A 22,184-nucleotide genomic window follows, 5' to 3' on the forward strand; every position below is an offset into this window, starting at 1 on the left:
AGCCACGATGACCTGCCCTGATGCCCAGAACGCATCGCGCCATGAGAAACAGGCCTTGGACGCGCACCGCCCGCCGGCCGAACGATGGAGGCACAACCCCTTTTCATCCAAGGAGCACCCAACCATGCGGGTATTCGTCACCGGCGGCAGCGGCTTCATCGGCTCCGCGGCAGTCTCCGGACTTCTCGGCGCCGGGCACCAGGTCATCGCCCTCTCCCGTTCGGACAAGTCGGCCGAGGCACTGAAAGCGGCGGGCGCGGATGTGCACCGCGGCAGCCTCGACGACCCCGAGGACCTCGCACGCGCTGCGGCCGGGACCGACGGTGTGATGCATCTGGCCTTCAACCACGACGACTTCCCGGACATGACGCGCGCCGTGGAGACCGACCTGCGCGTCATCGAGGCGATCGGCGCCGCCCTGGATGGCTCGGACCGGCCCTTCGTCGTCACCTCGGGAACCATGATGCTCGTCGCTGCCGACGGGGTGGCGACGGAGGAGGACACTCCGGCACCGGGCATCCCCCGCGGCGCCTGCGACCTCGCCGCCCTCGCACTGGCCGAGCGTGGCGTACGCAGCTCGGTGGTCCGGCTGGCCCCCACGGTGCACGGCCGTGGCGACCAGGGCTTCGTGCCGCAACTGATCGACATCGCCCGCCGGACGGGCGTCTCCGCGTACGTCGGCGAGGGCACCAACCGCTGGCCGGCCGTCCACCGCCTGGACGCGGCCCACCTGTACCGCCTGGCCCTGGAGTCCGCCCCGGCGGGTGCGGGCCTGCATGGAGCGGCCGACCAGGGAGTCCCGTTCAAGGACATCGCCGCGGCGATCGGCAAGGGCCTCGACGTCCCCCTGAAGAGCATCCCGCAGGCGGAGGCGGAAGCCCACTTCGGCTGGCTGGGTGCGGTGGCGGCCATCGACAACGCGACGTCGAGCGAACGGACCAGGAAGCTTCTGGGCTGGGAGCCGGAGCAGCCGGGCCTGATCGCGGACTTGGAAGAGGGCCACTACTTCTAGTGCCTGCCGCGGCACTAGAAGTCAACGGCGCACAAGGAGCCGATCCAAGAACCCGTTGCTGAAAACACGGTGCGGGTCGAGGCGATCGAGCGTCCCGACCGCCGCGTCCCACACCGCGTTGTCAAAGGACCGCGGAACAGCCGTACCGAGAACTTCCTCGTCGCTCCACACGGCGGACTCGGTGTACGCCCACCCCTTGGACCACTCGACACGAGTCCCCTCGTACCGCTCGAACAGGAACCGCTCCAACTCCCGCAAGAACGCCTCCGCATACGGCGTCCCTGGCAGTGTCAGCACATCCAGCCACACAGCCGTGTCCGCCCCGCTCTTCGGCCGCAGGGCGGAGAGCGACGGGACCTGGGCGTTGGCGAGTTCGGCATCCGCCGGCTCGTCCAACCCGGTCACCCGGATCTCCACCGACCCGTTGACGGGGAACCGCCCCGACGCGGCGTACGCGGTGAGCCGTTCCCGGTAGAACGAGGTGAACTCGTGCACCACGCGCTGCACTTCGGCCCGCCGGGTCAGCACCGCGTACCCGTTGGCGTTGATCCGCAGCGTGGTCGGCCTGATGTACAGCAGCGTGTTCTTCGACGCCCCCCAGATGTCCGAGGACGCCGTCGCCACCAACCCGATTGCCGCCACGTCCAGTTGCGCGTTGCCCAGCACCGGCGCCAGATACCAGGCGGCGTCGGACACCATCCGCCCCACGAGGTCGGCGACCACCGTCGGCATGTTGTCGGAGAAGGGGTAGTTGTACGGCGAGGTGACATGCCGCGAGGAGAGCGGCTTGCGCGGGGCGACGCTCCACTCCTTCAGCCAGGGGTGCTCGGTGAACGCGAACCAGATCGCCTCGACGCGTCCGGACCGCGTCAGGAAACCGTCCACGGTCCGCCCGCCGGAACCGGGCGCGGCGAACAGTTCGCCGGCCGGGATGTCGGTCCGGCTCACGCACCGCAGGTTGCTGTCGGCCCCCACCCGCAGCACGACCTCGGTCACGAACGCGCGGCCCAGATGCGTCAGCAGGGCCGCGCAGTCCGCCTCGGCGCGCCGGAATGTCCGCAGGACATACGCCCCCGTGTCCTCGTCCCACACCACCGCCGTCAGCGACAGCACCAGATTGCTCAGCGAGCCGTAGGTGTGCCCCGGCAGCCGCTCCTCGCCGTCGGCCGGTACGGCGGTGCCGTGCGCGTCGATCGCCAGCGCGCCGCCGAGCGTCAGATCGCCGGGCGCGGGCGTGGCCGTGAGCCCGAGACCGTGGCCCTCCAGGAAGGTGAGCAGCGCCTCCAGGGTGACGCCGGTCCCGGCCCGCACCTGCGACCCGGAGTCCAGGGAGAGCCCCGTGAGGGGCGTCCCGGTGTCGACGAGCAGCACCTTGTCGCCGGCGGCCGTCCCCTCCGTGACGGTCAGCGGCGACCAGCCGTGCGAGGAGCCACGCGCGCGAACCCGCCAGCCGTTGCGCCAGGCCCAGTCGACGACCGTGAGCACCTCGTCCGCGTCGGCCGGGGCGCAGGCCCACAGCCCGTCCGCGGTGATCTCGCCGACCCAGTTGCGGTACGCCGAGCGGTACAGCGCGACATCCGCCGGGAAGCCGGGCAGCTCGGCCGCGGCCACGGCCGGATCCGCCGCCAGCAGGACCGGTACGGCGGCCAGCGCGGCGGCGGACCGCAGGAAACCCCGACGGCTCCAGCCGTGCGGGGCAGGGCAGTTGTTCGCTGAACGATCGGTCACGCCGACACGCTAGGGCCGGGTTGACGCCCACCCGATTTATGTCGAACACAATCACCCGTGTGAGTGAAGGATTCACAGGTGGGCGAGGTCGAAGAGACCCCTGACACCGTTGTCGGCGGCGGGTGACAGACTGGCGCCATGGACGAACGCGTAATCGACAGGTCGGGACAGCGGGCATCGGTCGTCGGCCTCGGCACCTGGCAGCTCGGCGCCGACTGGGGCGATGTGGACGACAAGGAGGCCCTGGCCGTTCTGGAGGGTGCGGCCGAGTCGGGGGTGACCTTCTTCGACACCGCCGACGTGTACGGCGACGGGCGCAGCGAGGAGACCATCGCCGGCTTCCTGCGCGGCAGGCCGGACCTGCATGTGCTGGTGGCCACCAAGATGGGCCGCCGGGTCGACCAGATCCCGGAGAACTACGTCCTGGACAACTTCCGCACGTGGAACGACCGATCCCGCCGCAATCTCGGCGTGGACCGTCTGGACCTGGTGCAACTGCACTGCCCGCCGACCCCGGTCTACTCCTCCGACGAGGTGTTCGACGCCCTCGACACCCTGGTCGAGGAAGAGCGCATCGCGGCCTACGGCGTCAGCGTCGAGACCTGCGCGGAGGCGCTCACCGCGATCGCCCGCCCGGGCGTGGCAAGCGTGCAGATCATCCTCAACCCGTTCCGCATGAAGCCGCTGCGCGAAGTCCTCCCGGCCGCCCGGGAGGCCGGCGTCGGCATCATCGCGCGCGTGCCGCTCGCCTCCGGTCTGCTGTCCGGCAAGTACACCAAGGACACCGTCTTCGCGGCCGACGACCACCGCACCTTCAACCGGCACGGCGAGGCCTTCGACCAGGGCGAGACCTTCTCCGGGGTCGACTACGCGACGGGCGTCGAGGCCGCCGCCGAGTTCGCCGCTCTCGTCCCCGAGGGTTACACCCCGGCTCAGCTCGCCCTGCGCTGGATCATCGAACAGCCGGGTGTGACCACGGTGATCCCGGGCGCACGCAACGCCGAGCAGGCCCGCGCCAACGCGGCCGCCGCCCAGCTCCCGGAACTGCCCGCGGAGACGGTCACCGCCATCCGCGAGCTCTACGACCGCCGCATCAAGGACCAGGTCGAGAGCCGCTGGTAGCACCCGCCGGGCCGGGACCGCCACCACAATGCCGCTGCCGGCCCGGGCCGTTTGAACAACGGGTGCGACGGTTACACGGAGTCCATGGCAGACCAGGAGACGCGCAGAGGACGCGACGAGACGGAGGAGGAGCGCGCCGACCGGATGTGGAACGAACTCATCCAGGAGGTGCGCGTAGCCCAGACCGGTGTGCAGATCCTCTTCGGCTTCCTGCTCACCGTGGTCTTCCAGCAGAAGTACGCCGAGCTGCCCGACGTGGACAAGACGATCTACATCGTGACCGTCTTCCTGGGTGCCTCGGCCACGGGCGCCCTCATCGGCCCGGTGTCCCTGCACCGGCTGGTCGCCGGCCGCAAGGTGAAGCCGCAGGCGGTGCGGCTGGCGTCCGGGCTGACCCAGATCGGCCTGTTCCTGCTGCTGGCCACCATGACCTCCGCCCTGGTGCTGATCCTCCGGGTGGCCACCGGCGGCAGCCATGTGACGTGGGTGGTCGGGGTCATCGTCCTCTGGTACCTGGTGTGCTGGTACGCCCTGCCGCTGTGGGCCCGGCGCCGTCACACCACCCGCTGAGCCGCCTCCAGCGCCCGCAACTGCCGATCGTGCGGGCGGCTGAGCAGCAGCACCGACACCGTCGCCCCCACCAGCGCGCAGCACATGTCCCACTGGGTGTCCCACACATCGCCCTGGGTGGCGAGGAACGCGTCCGCGCCGTGCCCGCCGATCTCGGCCGCCAGCCACTCCAGCAGCTCGAAGAAGGCGCTGAACGCGAGGCAGGCGCAGACCGTCAGCGGGGCCAGCCAGCGGCTGCCGCGCAACGGTGAGGTACGGCTGAGCAGTTCGCGGACCAGGATCGCCGGTACAAAACCCTGCATGAGGTGGCCGAAGCGGTCGTACGGGTTGCGGTCCAGGCCGAAGGTGTCGCGCACCCAGTCGCCCACCGGCACCTCGGCGTAGGTGTAGTGGCCGCCGACGGCGAGCACCAGGGCGTGCGCCGCGAGGAGCCCGGCCAGCAGCCCCGTCAGCGGGAAGCGCCGCCAGGTCAGCACGACCAGCGGCAGACCGACCAGCACCCACACCGTCTCCAGGAACCAGGTCGTCCGGTCCCTGGCGCCCCACGCCGACACGGCCATGCCGGCCACCACCGCCCCGGCGAGCAGGACGGGCGGAACCCGGCGTGGCACACGCCGCGGAACGGGGCGCCGGGTGCACGGCGGTCATGGCGGACTCCTTGTCATGGGAGCCCCATCGTGGCCGCGGCGCTCGGGCGCGGACATGAGTACGGCTACTCAGCCGGCCACGCGGTTACTCAGCCGGTGGCGAGGATCTCCGCCAGGACGTCGTCCACGCGGATCTCTTCCCGCCCGGGCGGCACGGCCAGGTACGCGTCGCTCAGGAACGAGGCCAGCGCGGGGGCCCAGGCGAACACCACCGCGTGATGCCGGCCGCCGCCGGGCAGGGGATCGCCGAGGAAATCCATGCGCACTTCCCTCCAGCGTCCCTGCCGGACCGGACGCAGCCGCACGTCCCCGATCCCGACCGGCTCCCTCAGGCCGTCGTTCAGCATCTCGCGGTCCAGCCGCCACCTGGCGAGCACCCGGCCGTCCAGGGTGAACACCGCGGTGACGGCGAACGGGTCTGCGGCGTCGTACGACAGATGGGCTAGGACCGGGCAGCGGGCCGTCCCGTCCGCGCGGAGCTGTACCACCAGGGTCCTGTGCACGATGGGGCTCACGCGAGAGACCTCCGGGAACGATCGTCTTGGTGCCCTCTAGTACCCCCCTCACACGAAAAACGCTCAATCCGGGGAGGAATTGCCGCGCAGGGCGGCCAGGCACGAGCCGATGGCCTGCTGGAGTTCCTCCAGGCGCTGGACCATGTCGTCCTCGTAGAAGTCCTGGGCGTCGTCGAAGGTCAGCTCCTCGAACGCCTTGGTCGCCTTCTGCAGGCTGTTGTAGAACTTGGTGCGCTTCTCCTGGACGCGGAGTTCCGGGTCCGCCTCGACCGTCTCGACGACCAGGTTCTTCAGGGCGTCGTAGGCCTCGGTCGCCCACTCGCCGGTGTCCTCGTCCTCGTCCAGCTCGTCGAGAAGCGACAGATGGCGCTCGGCCTCCTGGCGCAGTTCGACGGGCGCTTCGACGGTCTGCCCGGCAGGCGTCTTGAACTGGCCGGAGTCGGCGATCTGGCGGACGTATCCGATGCGGTCGGCCGAGCGGCTCTCGGTGGCGACGGCCTTCTTCAGGTCGGCGGTGCGGACCACGTCACGGGCGAGCACCGTCTGCAGCTCCGGATCCTCCTTGATGCGGTCGAGGAGTGCCGAGCGGGCCGCGCGGGCGGTGGAGGGGTCGGCGAGGATCGCGGCCCGCAACGCGGTCGGGTTCTCGGCGACTTCGAGGGCCTTGGTGGGCCGGATGCCCTCGGCCTCGGCGGCCTCGGTGATGGCGGTGCCCCGCTCGGAGGTGGCGCTGTTGCGGGAGACGTAGTAGCTCAGCCACACCTCCGAGTCCGGGAGTTCGGCCTCCTGCCCCGGGGCGAGGGCCTCGAAGTGCGGGACGAGACCGTCGTCGGCGGCCCTGTCCCAAGCCTTGTAGTAGCGCATCACCCGCTCCGCGGAACAGCCGGCCAGCTCGGCGAACTCCTTTGCCGACACCTTCGGCGTCTCGTCCGCGCCCTGGCCTCCGGGCCGTACGCTACGGGCCACCATCAGCCCGAACGTCCAGCCTCCGGTGCGCACATAGGCGCCGAACTCCCGGGCGTCCCGTGCCACGAGGTCGGACAGGGGAGCCGGGGACGTGCTGGACGTCTCGGACGAGTCGATCGCTAGGGTCACGGAGGACGCTCCTGAAGGCTGCCGGACTGCATACGTACCGACGGGCAGCCTATATCGACCCATTGGCCAGGGTTTGCCGCGCGGTCGAAGATCAGCCGAGCGCGTCGCGCAGTGCCGGCAGCAGTGTCTTGCTGGACCACTCCAGGAAGTCCGGCTGTGACTCGCCGCCGACCTGCACCAGGGCGATCTCCCCGAACCCGGCCTCGGCGTACGGTCGTACGGCCTCGACGAAGTCGTCCGGGTCGTCCCCGCACGGGATGGAGGCGGCCACGTCGTCCTGGGTGACGAACTGGGTCGCGGACTCGAAGGAGTCCGGGTGCGGCAGCTCGGAGTTCACCTTCCAGCCGCCGCCGAACCAGCGGAACTGGGCGTGCGCGCGCTTAACCGCCGTGTTGCGGTCGGGGTCCCAGCACACCGGCAGCTGGCCGACCCGGGGCTTGCCCGACCCACCGTGCCGGTCGAAGGCCTCCAGCAGGTTAGCCTTGGGCTCGGTGGCGATGGCCAGGTCGGCGAGGTGCCCGGCGAGCTTGCAGGACTGTTCGCCGGAGACCGCGATGCCGATCGGTGGCGGCTCGTCCGGCAGGTCCCACAGACGGGCCGACTCCACGTCGTAGTGCGGGCCGCGATGGTTGACATGGCCGCCCGCGAACAGCGCCCTGATGATCTCCACCGCCTCCTCGAGCATCTCGTGCCGCACGTCCACCGAGGGCCAACCGCCGCCCACCACGTGCTCGTTGAGATTCTCTCCCGAGCCGAGGCCGAGCCGGAAGCGGCCCCCGGACAGCAGTTGCATGGTCGCCGCCTTCTGGGCCACGACCGCGGGATGGTAGCGGAACGTCGGGCAGGTCACATAGGTCATCAGCGGAATCCGCGTGGTGGCCTGGGCGGCGGCGCCGAGCACACTCCACGCGTACGGGGAGTGACCCTGCGAGCGCAGCCACGGGAAGTAGTGGTCCGAGGTCACCGAGAAGTCGAAGCCCGCCTCCTCGGCCCGCACCAAATGGTCCACGAGGTCACGCGGGCCGGCTTGCTCGGTCATCATTGTGTATCCGATTTGCACCATACGCTCCGAGTCCCCCCGTGGGTACGAGGGAAACTGCTCAGCTCGCCGACCCTCGGAACGTGGCCAGGAACGTCTTCAGCGCCAGCGTGTTCGTGGCGTCGTCCCAGGTGGCAGGCGGTGTCGTGATGCGCAGCGAGAAGCTGCGGCCGCCTCCGAGCAGGAAGCCGCGGCCGAAGGTGTGCACCTGGCCGGCGCCCGTGCCCGACAGCCACTCCAGGTCCGCCGCCTTGTGCCCCTGGTAGGTGGTCGCCTTGATCTCGCCGATCTGCCGGTAACCGTCAAGCCGCTCCAGCTGCGGCTCCACGTCGTCCTGCCAGACCGCGACCGGGTCCGGGCCCGCCTGGGTGCTGTGGGTGACGGTCAGGGTGCGCGGGTCGTCGCCGCCCGGGCCGAAGGTGACGCGGTAGGCGAGGTCGTCGACCCGCGAGGTGTCGATGCGCTTCCAGTCCTTCGGGAGTGCCACGGAGAAACCCTCCGGGGCGGTGTAGCGGTGGTACCCCGCGGGGAGGGTGCCGGCCGTGGCCGACGGGGAGGGCCACTCGGTGGGCGACGTCTTCGAGGAAGGGGAGGAAGGGGAGGAAGGGGAGGGGGAGGCCGTGGGCGCGTTGCCGTCCGTGCGGTTGCCCGGCTCGGCGGCCGTCGCGGAGACGGCCGGCGCCGGGCCGGCCGAGGAGCCGCTGCCCGGCAGCCCCAGGGTGGCGGCGAGCACCGCGACCGACACGGTCACCACGGCCAGCGCGGTCCCCCCGATCATGGTGGTCCTCCTCCACCCCGAGGCCCGGGCCGCCACATAGGCGCCGCGCAGCCGGGTTGCGGGGGCGGGGTGTCCGATCGCGTCGGGGTCCTCGTCCAGGACACGTGATAGTGCCTGACGGACCGCCGGCCGGCCCAGGCGTTCCCGGGAGTCCTTGCGCAGCAGCCCCTGTACGACCTGGGTCAGCGGACCGGCCCGCAGCGGAGTGCGCAGCGGCAGCCGGTCCACGCCCTTCAGGGTGGCGTCGGCCCGGCCGCGGTCGCGGAACGGCGGCCGGCCCTCGAGCATCGCGTAGAGGATCGCGCCGAGGGCCCACAGGTCGGCGGCCGGGCCGATGCGCTCGTCCCTGGCCTGCTCCGGCGAGGCGTACGACGGTGCGGTGACCCGGGGGGCCAGGGTCGCGCCCGCCAGGCCGAACCCGGTGACCACGGCCGGCCCCTTGTCACGGACGAAGACCTGACCTGGGCTGAGTTCCCCGTGCGTATGGCCCTCGCCGTGCGCGGCCTCCAGCACGTCGAGCACCTCCAGGCCGATCCGGGCGGCCCGCACGAAGTCGAACGTGGCCTGCTGGGCGAGGAGTTCACTGAGCGGCGTGCCGTCGATCAGCTCCGTGACCGTCCACAGCGTGCCCGCCTCCTCGAAGGCGTCGATCACCATGGCGACCCGGCCGGGCCGCAGCGCGCCCATGACCTCGGAGGCGCGCAGGATGCGGGAGGTGGTTCTCCGTACGACGTCCTCGGTGGAGGTGCCGGGGAGCACGGTCTGGGTCACCAGGCGCGGTCGCTCGGCCCGCACGTCCACCGCGTACCAGCTGATGCGGTTCGGCTCGCGGTCGGCGACCTCAAGGAGCCGGTACCTTCCGGCGACCAACTGTTGTGCGGAGACATGTGCCTTGACCATCGTCATCCCTCGCTGAAACCCCTGCCTCGTCTTGAGCAGTGGTACGCGGGACACGCCCCGGTTTGTTCAAAGAATCTGCAACTCCGGCACGGTTCTTGCCTTTTATTCAATCGGCCGCACCCACCTGGGACTTGAGGACAACGGCCTATGACCGGGCCCCATCTGCGGTAACCGACGGTAAAAGCCCGGCTGCGGTCCGCTGGTCAGCCCAGCCCGAAGCGCTCGGTCCACTCGGCGATTTCCCGGTGTGTCACATTCCCCCCGCACACCACGAGCCCGATCCGCGCCCCGTCCACCCGCTCCAGCACCTGTCGGGCCGCGGGCAGCAGACATCCGGCGGCCGGCTCTGTCCACACCTTGGCGTACTCGGCGAACTCCAGACTGCCCCGCACGGCCTCCCGGTCCGGCACCACCAGAACCTCCTCCACCAGCGCCGACGCATGGTCGTACGTCAGCCGGGACACGGACGGCGCGCTCAGCGTCGTCACGATCGAGGACACCGCGACCGGCAGCGGCCCGTCCTCCTTGAGCGCCTCGGACATGGCCTGCGCACCCTCCGTCTCCACCCCCCACACCCGCACGCCCGGGCGCCGGGCGCGCAGAGCCGCCGCAACACCGGCGATCAGGCCCCCGCCGCCGATACTGACGATCACGTCGGTGACGTCGTCCGCGTCCTCGGCCAACTCCAGGCCCACTGTGCCCTGTCCAGCGATCACGATCGGGTCGTCGAACGGGTGGACCAGGGTGAGCCCCTCGTCCCGCAGCCGTGTCACCAGCTCAAACGCCGTTCCCATGCCGTCGGTCAGCCGCACCGAGGCCCTGGCCGCCTCGACCAGCTCGATCGATCGGGCGGGCGCCGTACGGGGCATCACCACCGTCGCCTTCACATGGAGGGCCGCCGCCATCACCGCGAGGGCGATGCCGTGATTGCCGCCGCTGACGGTCACCACACCCGCCGCCCGCTCGGCCTCGCTCAGCGACAGCAGCTTCGCCGTGGCGCCACGCGCCTTGAACGAGCCGGTGCGCTGGAGGAGTTCGAGCTTCGTGATGACCGGGGCGCCGAGCAGTTCGGACAGGCCAGGGCTGGGCACGGTGGGGGTCCGTACGACGTGTCCTGCGATGAGCTGTGCGGCGGCTTCGATGTCCGAGATGCGGATCAAGGCGGTGCACCCTTTCGGCGCTGCGATGTGATGTGTACTGTGCACCGGAATTCTGCCCTGGCCACAGGGGCCAGGGCCTCGCTGTCGTACATCAGGACGGCGGCACGGCCGCCGGGGTTGCCTGCGTGGTGTGGATCACCGCGCGGGGTGTCAGTGCTGCTGTGCCTTCTGCGGGGTCACCTCGCTCGGACGCACCACGACGTATCCCTCGCCCTGGAGCGTCAGCTGGACCGCTTCACCCGAACCGCCGCGCAGCATCGAGCCGATGGACTGCGAGCGGTGCAGCGAGGTCTGCAGGTGTGCGGTCCAGCCCACCACGGCGTCCGTGTCGACGTACACCGGCGCCTGCGGCGAGACCGGGATGACCAGCGGGTTGCCGTCGCAGATCAGCCCCAGCCTGCCGTGTCCGGTGAACACGCTGTTGAACAGACCGCCACCGGCGATGCCGGACCCCTTCACGGTCTTGATCTCGTACGACAGCGAGGCGTCGAAGCAGAGGACGTTGCGGCCGTTGACCGTGAACTGGTCGCCCGGCTCGACCTCGACGATGAAACAGTTCTGTGCCTCGTGCGCGAACCAGGCCTCGCCCTGGCCCTGCACGGACATCAGGGGCAGGCCCTCGCCGGTGACCGCGCGTTTGAGCATCCCGCCCACGCCCTGGCCCTTGCGCTCGAACCTCAGATTGCCGCGGTGCGCGATCATCGCGCCCTGGCGCGCGAACATCTCGCCGCTCACGGCGTACCTGACGCACTTCGCGTTCTCGATCGTCATGCCGGGCTCGACGGCCGGCGCCACCATGTGCTGACTGGAAAAGAGATCACCCTTCATGCCGGGCATGGTGTCCCGGACGGACCCGTTCCGCCAAGATCACGGAACGTATCGGTTCAGGCACCGAACAGCTGGGTCCAGTACGTGCCCGCCCGGCCGCCGCCCGCGAAGCCGATGCCGATGTGGGTGAAGTCCGGTTTGAGGATGTTGGCCCGGTGGCCGGGGCTGTTCATCCAGCCCTCCACCACCTCGGCGGCCGAGCGCTGGCCGCACGCGATGTTCTCGCCGATGGTGCGCCGCCGGGAACCCGCGGCGGCGGCCCGGTCCCAGGGCTGGGTGCCCTCGGGGGAGGTGTGCGAATAGAAGTCGCGGGTCGCCATGTCCGTGCTGTACGCCTGCGCGGCCGTGGCCAGCTGCGGATCCACCGCGAGCGGCCGCAGCCCGGCCCGGGCGCGCTCCCGGTTGGTGAGGTCGACGACCTCGGCGCGGCTGCGGGTCAGTTCGGCCGGGGTGAGGGGTCTTGCCCACAGCGCGGTCCAGTAGGTGTCGCTGTCCCTCGGGCCAGGGACGTGGGCAAGACCGGCGTGGGTGAAGGCCGGGTCGAGCAGGGTGCGCCGGGCGCCCTCGGTGCGCAGGCAGTAGTCGACGAACTCGGCCGGGGTGCGTGGGCCGGAGACAAGGTGCTCGCCGACCGTGACATACGCGAATCCGGTGTGGCTGATCCGCTGGTGGAGCGAGATGCCGTCGTGGCTCTCGGTGGCGAGGCGGCCGGCGTCGGCCATCGCGGTGGCGTGGGCGAGGGCGGCGGAGGCCAGCCGGGCGTCCGGGGCCACGGGTGGGCGGCCGGCCCGGGCGCGGGCGGAGTTGACCAGGCCAAGCAGGCCGTCCGCGTCCGGGAGCGCCGCCGCCGAGGGCCGGGGCGGCGCGGTCGCCGTGCGCTGTGCGGGGATCGTGGCGCGCGACCCCGGGGCCGGTTGCCGCTCCTCGACGACATCGACCCCGAAGTCCCGGGCCAGCCCCGCCAGTCCGTCCGCGTAGCCCTGCCCGACCGCGCGCAGCTTCCAGCCGGTGCCCCGGCGGTACATCTCGGCGAGCAGCAGGAGGGTCTCCGTCTGCGGGCGTGGCGGGGCGAAGCGGGCCACCGTCCGGCCGAGGCGGTCGGTGACGTGCAGCGTGGAGGCGGGCAGCCGGCCGAGCGGGGTGCCCGGCTCGGCGGGGGTCACCGTGAGGGTGACGCGCCGGGCGCCGGTCCGCAGCAGGGCGGGCTCGACGGTCAGCGTGTCGCCGCGCAGCCGGACGCCGGGTGCGTCCGGCTGGTTGTAGAAGACGAAGTCGGTGTCGCCGCCGACCTTGCCGCTCTCGTCGGTGATCAGCGCGGAGACGTCGAAGGGACCGGGCACCCGCAGGGTCAGCGCGCCGTCCGGAAGGGGCAGGTTGCCCCCGGGGACCAGCTCGCTCATCGCGCCGCCTCTGCGAGGTCAGGGGCCGAACATCGCGCCCGGTGGGGGAGTTGCCGGTAGAACGACCGGCCCGGGCGCGAGGTTCCCTCGGCGAGGCGAGGTGCTGCGAGTGCTGCGGTTGCTGCTTGTGCGGCGGAGAAAGGTACCACTGGTCCAGCGGCGAGGCGAGGCGCTGCGGCTACTGCTCTCGTGGCGCGGCCGGTGCGATGTCCTCACGCTCGAGCGGCACCCCGGCGCTGCGCGTCGCCGCGCGCTTGCCGCAGAACGCCGGCTCGAGCGCGCCCGCAAGCGTGTTGAGCACTGCCGAGTTGTTGGAGGCGTTGGCCAGCGCGGTCAGGCTGCGCTTGCCGTCCTTGGTGGTGAAGGCGTACGTGTAGTAGCCCTGGACGGCGCCCGTGTGGCCGTACACCGAGATCCCGCACGACAGGTCGCGGCGGCGCAGCCCCAGGCCGTAGGAGGTGGTGGTGTTGACGCGGGTGAAGCGCTGCATCTCCGCCAGGCGCGCGGCCGACGTCAGCTTCCCGCGGACCACCGCCGAGTAGAAGGTGTCGAGGTCGTGGGCGGTGGAGATGATGGCTCCGGCGCTCTGTGCCCAGGACACCGTCTGGTCCGTCGCGTCGACCGGCTTGGCGCCCGCCTTGTCCGCGGTGAGATAGCCGTTGGCGTGCTGCCCGGGAATCTTCGTGTCGGGGTGCACATAGAAGGTGTCGCGCAGCATCAGTGGCTTGAAGATGCGGTTCTCGAACTCGGTCCTCACGCTGTGCCCGGTGAGCTTCTCGATCAGCAGACCGGCGACCACGAAGTTGGTGTTGGAGTACGAGTAGGCGGCGCCCGGCGCGTTGGTGCGCGGCTTCGTCAGGGAGAGGTTCAACAGCTGGCGGTAGGTGAAGACCTTGTTCCGTACCGCCTCGAAGCCCGACACGCTGCTGGCGAACATGTCGTTGGTGTAGTCATAGAGACCGCTGCGGTGGCTGAGCACGTGCCGCACGGTGATGCGGTCGTCGGGCAGCAGCCCCGGCAGATAGCGGTTGACCGGTGTGTCCAGGGAGAGCTTGCGCTCGTCCACCAGCTGCAGCAGGACGACCGCTGAGAACGTCTTGGTGACACTGCCGACGCGGAAGCGGTCGTTGGTGGTGATGGCGCGCTTGGTGGTGCGGTCGGCGACGCCCCGCGTCGTCTTGTAGACCTTCGTGCCGTCGTCGATCCGGGCCATCGCGCCGGGCGCCCCCTTTGCCACGACCGAGCTCAGCACCGCGGCCATGCCCGCGGTGTCGGGCGCCGGCAGGGCGGCGGCCGGAGGTGGCTCCGCTCCCGCCTTCATGGGCGCCGCCTGGGCCGGTACCGCGAGCAGCGACAACGCCACCGCTCCGAGCACCGCGCTTCTGCTCACCTTTGCCGAGACCATCCGAATCCTGCTCCTCTCTGTCTGTTCCCGATGCGAGATGGGTCACATTCGCTTCAGGGAACCCTCTCGCATCCCGTCACATCTCCACAGTCGACGCACAGTTGGTCACTTTGCGATCACCACGCGCCGCGGATTTGCAAATTATTGCCACGGAACGCAAGAAAAGCGACGAACTGTGCTTTACATGGACATGACTCGTCCGGAAGGGTTGCGGCCCGGGGTCCGACCAGTCCCTTGGCGCCCAACGGCGCGGTGCCGCAAGGCGGTCGGTGACGACCCCGGCCGTCTTCGAACGTAAGGAACCCTGATCAGTGCGTAGCGCGCACATACGCAGCGTGGCGGTCGCCGTCGCCGTGACGACGGCCGTCACGGGCCTGACCGGTACGGCCTTCGCCGGTCCCACCGCGGGGGTGGAGCAGACGGCCGGGGCCGCCGCCACGACGGCCGCGCAGGTGGTGACGGCGGCACGGCCCGCGGCCAACGCCCACGCCTCGGCGACCGGTGTCGGCGCCGGCGACGAACTCCAGGCGCAGGACGTGATGACCGACCCCGAGGGAGCGCGCCATGTCCGCTTCGTCCGCACTCACCGGGGCATGCCGGTGCTCGGCGGTGATCTCGTCGTCCATCTTTCCCGTCGGTTGGCTTACACCGGCGTCACCCGAGCGGCAGACCACACCGCCGAGCCCGCCACCACCGAGGCGAAGCTGACGGCCCGGCAGGCCGAACAGAAGGCCGCCTCGGCCGCCGACGGGGACGCCGGCACCGCCGCACTCGTGGTGGACGCCCGCGGCGGTGCCTCGGCCAGGGACTTGGCGGAGCCGTGCGCGGTCGCCGGGTAGCGGGTAGCGGGCGGCGGAGCCGGACGCGTCGGCGAAGGCGTCGGCGTGGGCGCCGGTACCGGTGGCCGGGTCGAGGGTCTCGCTGTGCTTGCGGAGGGTCTACAGCACCTTGGGCGAGAGAAACTCGTCGTTGTCCGGCGTGTTGCTGCGCACCGTGCCGGTGCGGGCGTCGACGACGACCGTACGGGAGCCGTCCGGGCCGTCGACCGCCACCTGGTAGGCGAGGCCCGCCGCTGACGGGCACGCCACACCGCTGATCCGGGTGCCCTGTAGGGGGCCGGGCACTCGGATCACGCCGGTGGAACGCGAGTCAACGTCCTCGCCTCAGCCGCCATTTGAAGGCCACGACCGCCTCACAGTCAACCTTCAGGTGATTCCTGTTTCTTTTATTGACAGCAGAAAATAAGCCACCTAAGTTCCCGGCCATGCGCTCCACCTCCCGTGCCGAGACGTTCCCGGCCCACACGCCGGCCGCCTCGCAGATCTTCACCACGGTCCTGTCCCACGGCCCCCTCACCCGGCTGGAGGCGGCCCGCCGGGCCGGCCTGTCGGCGGCGGCCGTGACCAAGGCCGTCCGGCCGTTGCTGGCGGCCGGGTATCTGGCGGAGGACGCCGACGGCGAGGCCCGCTCCGCCCTCGGGCGCCCCGCCAACCTGGTGCGGGTCGACGGCGGGCGGGCGCTGTTCATCGGGGTCAAGGTGACCGGCGACGAGGTCATCGCCGTCCTCACCGACCTTTGCTGCCGGATCCGCCTGGCCCGCCGGCTGCCGGTCACGGACCGCGCCGCCAAGGCCGTCCTGACCTCCATCGCCGATCTGACCCACGAACTGCGCACCGAGGCCGAGGACTTCGGCGCCCCCGTCCTCGGCCTCGGTATCGCCGTCTCCGGCGACGTGGACCGCGCCGAAGGGATCGTGCGCTTCTCGCCCTTCCTCGACTGGCGGGACGTGGCCCTCGCCGAAGTCGCCGCCATGACCACGGGGTTGCCGGTCGTGGTCGACAACGACGTGCGTGCCCTGACCGTCGCCGAGCAGTGGTTCGGCGCCGGGGTCGGGCTCTCCGACTTCGCCGTGGTCACCGTCGGCGCCGGCATCGGCTGCGGGCTGGTGATCCACGGCCGGTTGGTGGCCGGCGCGCACGGGGTGGCGGGGGAGATCGGGCACGTGGCCATCGACCCGGCCGGGCCCCTGTGCCACTGCGGCAACCGCGGCTGCGTGGAGGCGATCGCCGGGGACGCCGCGATCGTCACCCGCTTGCGTGAGGTGACGGGTCGTCAAGTGACCGACTCCGCCGAGGCGGTGGCGCTTGCTCACGAAGGTGTGGCCGGAGCGCGGGAGGTGTACGCCCACGCCGGTGAGGCCATCGGGCGGGGCATCGCCACCGTGGCCAACCTCTTCGGCCCCGAACGCGTGATCATCTCCGGCGAGGGACTCGCCGCCTACGACCTCTTCGCCGAGCAGATCCTCGACTCGTTCACCGCGGCCGCCTTCGGCTCCGCCGCGCAGTGCGACGTACAGACCCGCCCCCTCCCGTTCGAGGAGTGGGCGCGCGGGGCCGCGGCCGCCGCGATCCAGTCCTTCATCACCTCGTCTCCCACCCCAACGGGCAAGGGCTGAGCCGCCCAAGACCCCGAACCCAGGAGGGCCCATGCGGTCACCTTCGTACACCGTCCTGCCCGCGCGCGGGCTGAGAACCGTCCTCGTGCTGGCACTCACCGCGGCCTTCGCGTCCGCCGTGCCGGCCGCCCAGGCCGAAACGCCCGCCCCGATCGCCGCCAAGCCGTACATGGGCTGGTCCAGCTGGAGCATGCAGTCGTCCAAGTACCCCGGGCTGAACGACCAGGGCGACTACAGCTACCTCACCGAGGCGAACATCCTCAAGCAGACCGACGCCATGGCGAGCAAGCTGAAGGCGTACGGCTACGAGTACATCAACATCGACGCCGGCTGGTGGATGGACTGGAACTGGAAGTCCGGCTACGACCAATACGGCCGCCAGAAGGCCGACTCCGCCCGCTTCCCCAGCGGTATGAAGGCCGTCGCCGACCGTATCCACGCCAAGGGCCTCAAGGCAGGCATCTACCTCCCGGCCGGCCTGGAGAAGGGCGCCTACGGCGACGGCAAGACGCCCGTCTGGAACGCCGACGGCTGCACCACCGCCGACGTCGTCTACGACGACCTGCGCACCACCAACGGCTGGGACAGCGCGTACAAGATCGACTTCGACAAGCCGTGCGCGCAGAAGTACATAGACTCCCAGGCCCAGATGATCGCCGGCTGGGGCTACGACTTCCTCAAGCTCGACGGCGTCGGCCCCGGCTCCGGCAAGAGCGGCGACCAGTACAACAACGTCGCCGACGTGGCCGCCTGGAACAAGGCGATCACCGCCACCGGCCGCCCGATCCACCTGGAGACCTCCTGGTCCCTGGACTTCGGGCACGCCGCCGACTGGAAGAAGTACACCAACGGCTGGCGCATCGACACCGACGTCGAGTGCTACTGCAACACCCTGGTCAGCTGGGAGAACTCCGTCAACGACCGCTGGGACGACGCCCCGGCCTGGACCGGCAAGGCGGGCCCCGGCGGCTGGAACGACCTCGACTCCCTGGACGTCGGCAACGGCGCCATGGACGGCCTCACCAAGGCCGAACGGCAGAGCTACGCCACGCTCTGGGCCATCGCCAAGTCGCCCCTGTTCACCGGCGACGACATCACCAAGCTCGACGGCTACGGCGTCTCCCTGCTGACCAACCGCGAGGTCATCGCCGTCGACCAGAGCGCCAACCCGCCGGCCCGCCCCGTCACCCCGTCCGACCCGCAGCAGGTCTGGGCCGCGAAGAACGCCGACGGCACGTACACGGTCGCCCTCTTCAACCTCGCGAACTCGCCTTCGGCCGTCACCGCCGACTGGACGGCGCTCGGCTTCACAGGCAAGGCGTCGGTGCGGGATCTGTGGAACCACGAGAACCTCGGTACGTACACCAGCAAGATCACCCAGGCTCTGCCCGCGCACGGCTCGCGCCTGTTCACCGTGACCCCGAAGGGCAGTGCCCTGACCGCCACCGGCTATGAGGCCGAGGCGAGCGCCAACACTCTGAGCGGCAACGCCTCCGTCGCCGGGTGCGATGCGTGCTCCGGCGCGAAGAAGGTCGGAAACCTGTACCTCGGCGGCAAGCTGACCTTCAACAACGTCGTGGTCGACAAGGCCGGTACGTATCTGGTGAAGGTGGCGTATGTCAGCGGTGACTCGCGGTCGGCCACGATCTCGGCCAACTCCGGGGGCGGGACCAGCCACAAGTTCCCGTCGACGGGGGACTGGGGGACCGTTTCGACGGTGAGCGTGCCGGTGGTGCTCAAGGCTGGTGCCAACACCGTTTCGTTCGACAGCGCTTCGGGGTACGCGCCGGACGTCGACCGGATCGACGTTCCCAACTCACCTCGGTAAGTGCGTGGTCGGGAACTGCGGGCCGGTGGGGGCTGGTCCGCAGTTCCCCGCGCCCCTTGCGGGGCGTGCCCCCCTCACGGACGTCGGATTGGAACCCCATGGACAACCACCCCAGCAGACGCAGCTTCCTCGCCCTCGCCGCCGCCACCGGAGCCCTCGCCGGGCTCCCCTCCTTCACCGCGAGCGCCGCTCCGCAGCGGTCCTCCGAGCCGCTCGCCCCCTCCCGTCACCAACTCTGGTGGCAGGCCCCCGCCGACGACGGGTCGATGATCGAGCAGGGTCTGCCCGTGGGCAACGGTCGGCTCGGCGCCCTCGCCAGCAACGACTCCGGCCGTGAACTCCTCCTGATCACCGACGCCACCCTGTGGACCGGCGGTCTCAACGACACCCTCGACTCGGACGGTCAGTTCCCCTACGGCCGCGCCGACTTCGGATCGCTCACCCTGCTCGCCCGGCTCACCGTCGAGATCCCCGACCATGACCTGGGCGCCGTCTCCGGCTACCGCCGTACCCTCGACCTCGACAACGGCGTGGTGAGTGCGTCGTACGTCCGTTCCGGAGTGACCTACCGGCGGCAGGTGTTCGCCAGCCGCCCGGACGACGTGATCGTGCTGCACTTCAGCCAGGACGGCGGCGGCCGGTACACCGGAACCGTCACCCTCGGAGGCACCCACGGGGAGACCGGCGGCACGGCCGAGTCGTTCGCCGGGGCCTTCCCCAACGGGCTGAAGTACGCGGCCGCCGTCAACGCCTACGGCAGCGGCGGCAGCGTCCGCGTGAACGGCTCCCACATCGACTTCGCCGACTGCCGGGAGCTGACCGTCGTACTGAGCGGCGGCACTGACTACGCACCCGACGCCGCCGCCGGCTACCGCGACCCGTCCCTCGACCCACGGGCGCTCGCCCGCACCAAGGTCAAGGCTGCCGCCCGGCACTCGGCGGACGCGCTGCTGCGCACCCACGCGGCCGACCACCGGGAGCTGTTCGGGCAGTTCGACCTGTCGCTCGGCACCTCCACGGCCGACCAGCGCGGCCTCGACACCTGGGCGCGCCTCCAGGCCCGCGCCGACACCGGCGACCCCGACCCGGAACTCGAGGCGTCCTACGCCCAGTTCGGCCGCTACCTGATGATCGCCGGGTCGCGTGACAGTCTGCCGATGGGTCTCCAGGGCGTCTGGCTGGACGGCAACGACCCGGACTGGATGGGCGACTACCACACCGACATCAACATCCAGATGAACTACTGGATGTCGGACCGGCTGGGCCTGTCCCAGTGCTTCGACGCCTTCACCGACTACTGCGTCGACCAACTCCCGTCCTGGACGGACCTCACCGAGCGGCTGTTCCAGGACTCCCGCAACCGCTACCGCAACTCGAGCGGGAAGGTCGCCGGCTGGACCGTCGCCTTCTCCACCAACCCGTACGGCGGACTCGGCTGGTGGTGGCACCCGGCGGGCAACGCCTGGCTGTGCAACAGCCTCTGGGAGCACTACGAGTTCACCCTCTCCCGCTCCCACCTGGAGAAGATCTACCCGCTGCTCAAGGGCGCCTGCCAGTTCTGGGAGGCGCGCCTGCTCACCACCACCCTGGACAACGGGAAGCAGGTGCTGATCGACGACAGCGACTGGTCGCCCGAGCACGGACCGCAGGACGCCAAGGGCAACACCTACACCCAGGAACAGGTGTGGACCCTGTTCGGCAACTTCCGCACTGCGGCGGCCGAGCTGAAGAGGGATGCTGGATACGCGGACACTGTCGGTGGGCTCCGCGAGCGCCTCTACCTGCCGGTGGTGAGCCCTAAGACCGGCTGGCTGGAGGAGTGGATGTCCCCGGACAACCTCGGCGAGACCACCCACCGCCACCTCTCGCCGCTGATCAACCTCTTCCCCGGCGACCGTATCCGCCCCGACGGCTCCACGCCCGCCGACATCGTCAAGGGCGCCACGGCCCTGCTCACCGCACGCGGCATGGACAGCTTCGGCTGGGCCAACGCCTGGCGCTCGCTGTGCTGGGCGCGGCTGAAGGACGCCGACAAGGCCTACCAGCTCGTCGTCCGGAACCTCCGCCCGTCCAGCAACGGCAGCAACGGCACGTCACCCAACCTCTTCGACATCTACGAGGTCGAGAAGGGCCGGGGCATCTTCCAGATCGAGGCCAACTTCGGCACCCCGGCCGCGATCCTGGAGATGCTGCTGTACTCCCGCCCCGGCCACCTGGAACTCCTGCCCGCCCTCCCCGCCGCCTGGGCCGCCTCCGGCAAGGTCACCGGGGCGGGCGCGCGCGGTGGCTTCGTCGTCGACCTGAGCTGGCGGGACGGCAGGCCGACCGAGGCCCGGATCCGCAGCGTGGGCGGCCGTACGACGACGGTCGCGTACGGCGGGACGTCACGGACGGTCACGCTGACGCCGGGCGCGTCCGTCACGCTGAAGGACTTCGCACGGTGACCGGCGGGTTCGCGCGGGTTCTCGGCATCGCCGCCGTAGTGCTCACGGCGGTCGCCTGCCAGACCGGGCCCGCCCAGGCGGCACCCATCGGGCAGCCCCCCGCGCAGGGGGTCTCCGCGCCGGCCGCTTCCGCCCGGCACGACGTGGTCACCTGGGCGGCCAGCGCCGACCGGATGGGAGAGGGCACCGCCGACCGCGGCTACCGGCTGGTCGTGCACACCAGTGCCGCCGGAAGCGGACTGCGGGTACGCCTGTCCAACGCCTTCGGCGACCGGCCCCTGACCCTGGACAGCGTCTACGCAGGCCTTCAGAGCCAGGGCGCCGCCCTCAAACCGGGCAGCAACAAGCGGCTGACCTTCAGCGGCGCCCGCACGGTCACCGTGCCGGCCGGTGCCACCGTGTGGAGCGACCCGCTGCCCGGCAGCCTGCCCGCCGGCAGCGACCTGGTCGTCAGCCTGCACAGCCCGGACGCGGCGGGTCCGGCCACCGGCCACTGGATGGCCATGCAGACCTCCTACGCCACCCAGGGCGACCACACCGCCGAGGAGAGCGCCGCCAACTGGACGCAGGCCACCGGTTCGTGGTGGTACCTGGACGCGGTCTCCGTACGGCCGTCGAACGCGGCCACCGGGGCCGTGGTGGCGCTCGGCGACTCCATCACCGACGGCTGGGCGTCCACCAGCGACCTCGACCGCCGCTGGCCGGACTATCTCGCCCGCCGGCTCCAGAAGGCGGACACCGAGGTCAAGGGCGTGGCCAACGAGGGGATCTCCGGCAACAAGGTGCTCGCGGACGGCGCCGGGCAGGCCGCCCTCAACCGCCTGGACCGCGACGTCCTCAGCCAGCCCGGCGTCCGTACCGTCTTCCTGTTCGAGGGGGTCAATGACATCAAGGCCCACACCGGGGTCACCGCGGCCGACCTGATCGCCGGGTACCGCGAGGTCGTCCGGCGGGCGCACGCGGCCGGGAAGTGCGTGGCCGCCTCGACCGTCGGGCCGTTCGAGGGCTGGCCGGAGTGGGACCCGGCGGGCGAGGCCGTACGCCAGGAGGTCAACCAGTTCATCCGCACCGGTGGGGAGTTCGACGCGGTCACCGACTTCGACCGGATCCTGCGCAGCCCCTACGACCAGGCGCGGATGCTGCCGTTCCTCGACGGCGGCGACCACATCCACCCCAACGACAAGGGAATGCAGGCCATGGCCGACGCCGTCGACCTCGGCAGCCTCGACTGCCACCGCTGAACCCGGGTGCGCGCACG

Annotated in this window: 18 protein-coding genes and 1 pseudogene; 8 read left to right on the forward strand and 11 right to left on the reverse strand. The window is 70.9% G+C overall.

Annotation, left to right across the window (positions count from 1 at the left end; all coding sequences use genetic code 11):
• The first annotated feature begins 124 nt into the window (after positions 1–124).
• Complete coding sequence (locus ABZ396_RS15045; RefSeq protein WP_358923673.1) at positions 125–1,012, forward strand: SDR family oxidoreductase; 888 nt, start codon at positions 125–127, stop codon at positions 1,010–1,012.
• Between the two features lie 21 nt (positions 1,013–1,033).
• On the opposite strand, the gene ABZ396_RS15050 is transcribed toward ABZ396_RS15045, so the two are convergent.
• Positions 1,034–2,740, reverse strand: a complete 1,707-nt coding sequence (locus ABZ396_RS15050) for a cholesterol oxidase substrate-binding domain-containing protein (RefSeq protein WP_358923671.1) — start codon at positions 2,738–2,740, stop codon at positions 1,034–1,036.
• A 138-nt stretch (positions 2,741–2,878) separates the two neighbouring features.
• Here ABZ396_RS15050 and ABZ396_RS15055 point away from each other — a divergent pair, with 138 nt between their 5' ends.
• Positions 2,879–3,862, forward strand: coding sequence for an aldo/keto reductase (locus tag ABZ396_RS15055; RefSeq protein WP_358923669.1), 984 nt, complete (start codon positions 2,879–2,881; stop codon positions 3,860–3,862).
• Between the two features lie 84 nt (positions 3,863–3,946).
• Positions 3,947–4,432, forward strand: coding sequence for a DUF6328 family protein (locus ABZ396_RS15060; protein ID WP_358923667.1), 486 nt, complete (start codon positions 3,947–3,949; stop codon positions 4,430–4,432).
• On the opposite strand, the gene ABZ396_RS15065 is transcribed toward ABZ396_RS15060, so the two are convergent.
• The 9 genes from ABZ396_RS15065 to ABZ396_RS15105 form a co-directional block, all read right to left on the reverse strand.
• Positions 4,417–4,992 carry a DUF2238 domain-containing protein gene (locus tag ABZ396_RS15065; protein WP_358923688.1) on the reverse strand — a complete coding sequence of 192 codons (576 nt, stop codon included), beginning with the start codon at positions 4,990–4,992 and terminating at the stop codon, positions 4,417–4,419. The two genes, ABZ396_RS15060 and ABZ396_RS15065, sit on opposite strands and share 16 nt — an antisense overlap.
• Before the next feature lie 176 nt (positions 4,993–5,168).
• Positions 5,169–5,594 (reverse strand): SsgA family sporulation/cell division regulator, encoded by a 426-nt coding sequence (locus tag ABZ396_RS15070; RefSeq protein WP_358923665.1) that lies wholly within the window; start codon positions 5,592–5,594, stop codon positions 5,169–5,171.
• 63 nt (positions 5,595–5,657) lie between these two features.
• Positions 5,658–6,689 carry a hypothetical protein gene (locus ABZ396_RS15075; RefSeq protein WP_358923663.1) on the reverse strand — a complete coding sequence of 344 codons (1,032 nt, stop codon included), beginning with the start codon at positions 6,687–6,689 and terminating at the stop codon, positions 5,658–5,660.
• 91 nt (positions 6,690–6,780) lie between these two features.
• Positions 6,781–7,752 carry an LLM class F420-dependent oxidoreductase gene (locus ABZ396_RS15080; protein WP_358923662.1) on the reverse strand — a complete coding sequence of 324 codons (972 nt, stop codon included), beginning with the start codon at positions 7,750–7,752 and terminating at the stop codon, positions 6,781–6,783.
• A gap of 37 nt (positions 7,753–7,789) precedes the next feature.
• Positions 7,790–9,412: a serine/threonine-protein kinase gene (locus ABZ396_RS15085; protein WP_358923660.1), complete on the reverse strand. Its 1,623-nt coding sequence runs from the start codon at positions 9,410–9,412 to the stop codon at positions 7,790–7,792.
• Positions 9,413–9,609: 197 nt separating this feature from the next.
• Entirely contained in the window at positions 9,610–10,566 is a 957-nt protein-coding gene (locus tag ABZ396_RS15090; RefSeq protein WP_358923658.1) for a threonine/serine dehydratase, read from the reverse strand.
• Between the two features lie 150 nt (positions 10,567–10,716).
• Entirely contained in the window at positions 10,717–11,394 is a 678-nt protein-coding gene (locus tag ABZ396_RS15095; protein WP_358923656.1) for an AIM24 family protein, read from the reverse strand.
• A 56-nt stretch (positions 11,395–11,450) separates the two neighbouring features.
• Positions 11,451–12,794 carry a CAP domain-containing protein gene (locus ABZ396_RS15100; RefSeq protein WP_358923654.1) on the reverse strand — a complete coding sequence of 448 codons (1,344 nt, stop codon included), beginning with the start codon at positions 12,792–12,794 and terminating at the stop codon, positions 11,451–11,453.
• Between the two features lie 178 nt (positions 12,795–12,972).
• Positions 12,973–14,199 carry a serine hydrolase domain-containing protein gene (locus ABZ396_RS15105; protein ID WP_358923652.1) on the reverse strand — a complete coding sequence of 409 codons (1,227 nt, stop codon included), beginning with the start codon at positions 14,197–14,199 and terminating at the stop codon, positions 12,973–12,975.
• Between the two features lie 311 nt (positions 14,200–14,510).
• Here ABZ396_RS15105 and ABZ396_RS15110 point away from each other — a divergent pair.
• A pseudogene (locus tag ABZ396_RS15110) lies at positions 14,511–15,002 on the forward strand (flagellar biosynthesis protein FlgM); the annotation flags it as partial.
• A gap of 135 nt (positions 15,003–15,137) precedes the next feature.
• Here ABZ396_RS15110 and ABZ396_RS15115 read toward each other — a convergent pair.
• A complete protein-coding gene (locus tag ABZ396_RS15115) occupies positions 15,138–15,332 on the reverse strand; it encodes a hypothetical protein (RefSeq protein WP_358923650.1) in 195 nt (64 codons plus the stop codon).
• A gap of 131 nt (positions 15,333–15,463) precedes the next feature.
• Here ABZ396_RS15115 and ABZ396_RS15120 point away from each other — a divergent pair, with 131 nt between their 5' ends.
• From ABZ396_RS15120 to ABZ396_RS15135, 4 genes are all read left to right on the forward strand, one after another.
• Entirely contained in the window at positions 15,464–16,654 is a 1,191-nt protein-coding gene (locus tag ABZ396_RS15120; RefSeq protein ID WP_358923648.1) for an ROK family transcriptional regulator, read from the forward strand.
• A gap of 31 nt (positions 16,655–16,685) precedes the next feature.
• Complete coding sequence (locus tag ABZ396_RS15125) at positions 16,686–18,482, forward strand: carbohydrate-binding protein (protein ID WP_358923647.1); 1,797 nt, start codon at positions 16,686–16,688, stop codon at positions 18,480–18,482.
• 98 nt (positions 18,483–18,580) lie between these two features.
• Positions 18,581–20,926, forward strand: a complete 2,346-nt coding sequence (locus tag ABZ396_RS15130) for a glycoside hydrolase N-terminal domain-containing protein (protein ID WP_358923645.1) — start codon at positions 18,581–18,583, stop codon at positions 20,924–20,926.
• Complete coding sequence (locus ABZ396_RS15135; protein WP_358923643.1) at positions 20,923–22,167, forward strand: SGNH/GDSL hydrolase family protein; 1,245 nt, start codon at positions 20,923–20,925, stop codon at positions 22,165–22,167. The genes ABZ396_RS15130 and ABZ396_RS15135 overlap by 4 nt, the downstream gene beginning before the upstream one ends.
• The last annotated feature ends 17 nt before the right edge of the window (positions 22,168–22,184 follow it).

Source organism: Streptomyces sp. NPDC005866 (assembly GCF_040629895.1).
GTDB lineage: Bacteria > Actinomycetota > Actinomycetes > Streptomycetales > Streptomycetaceae > Streptomyces.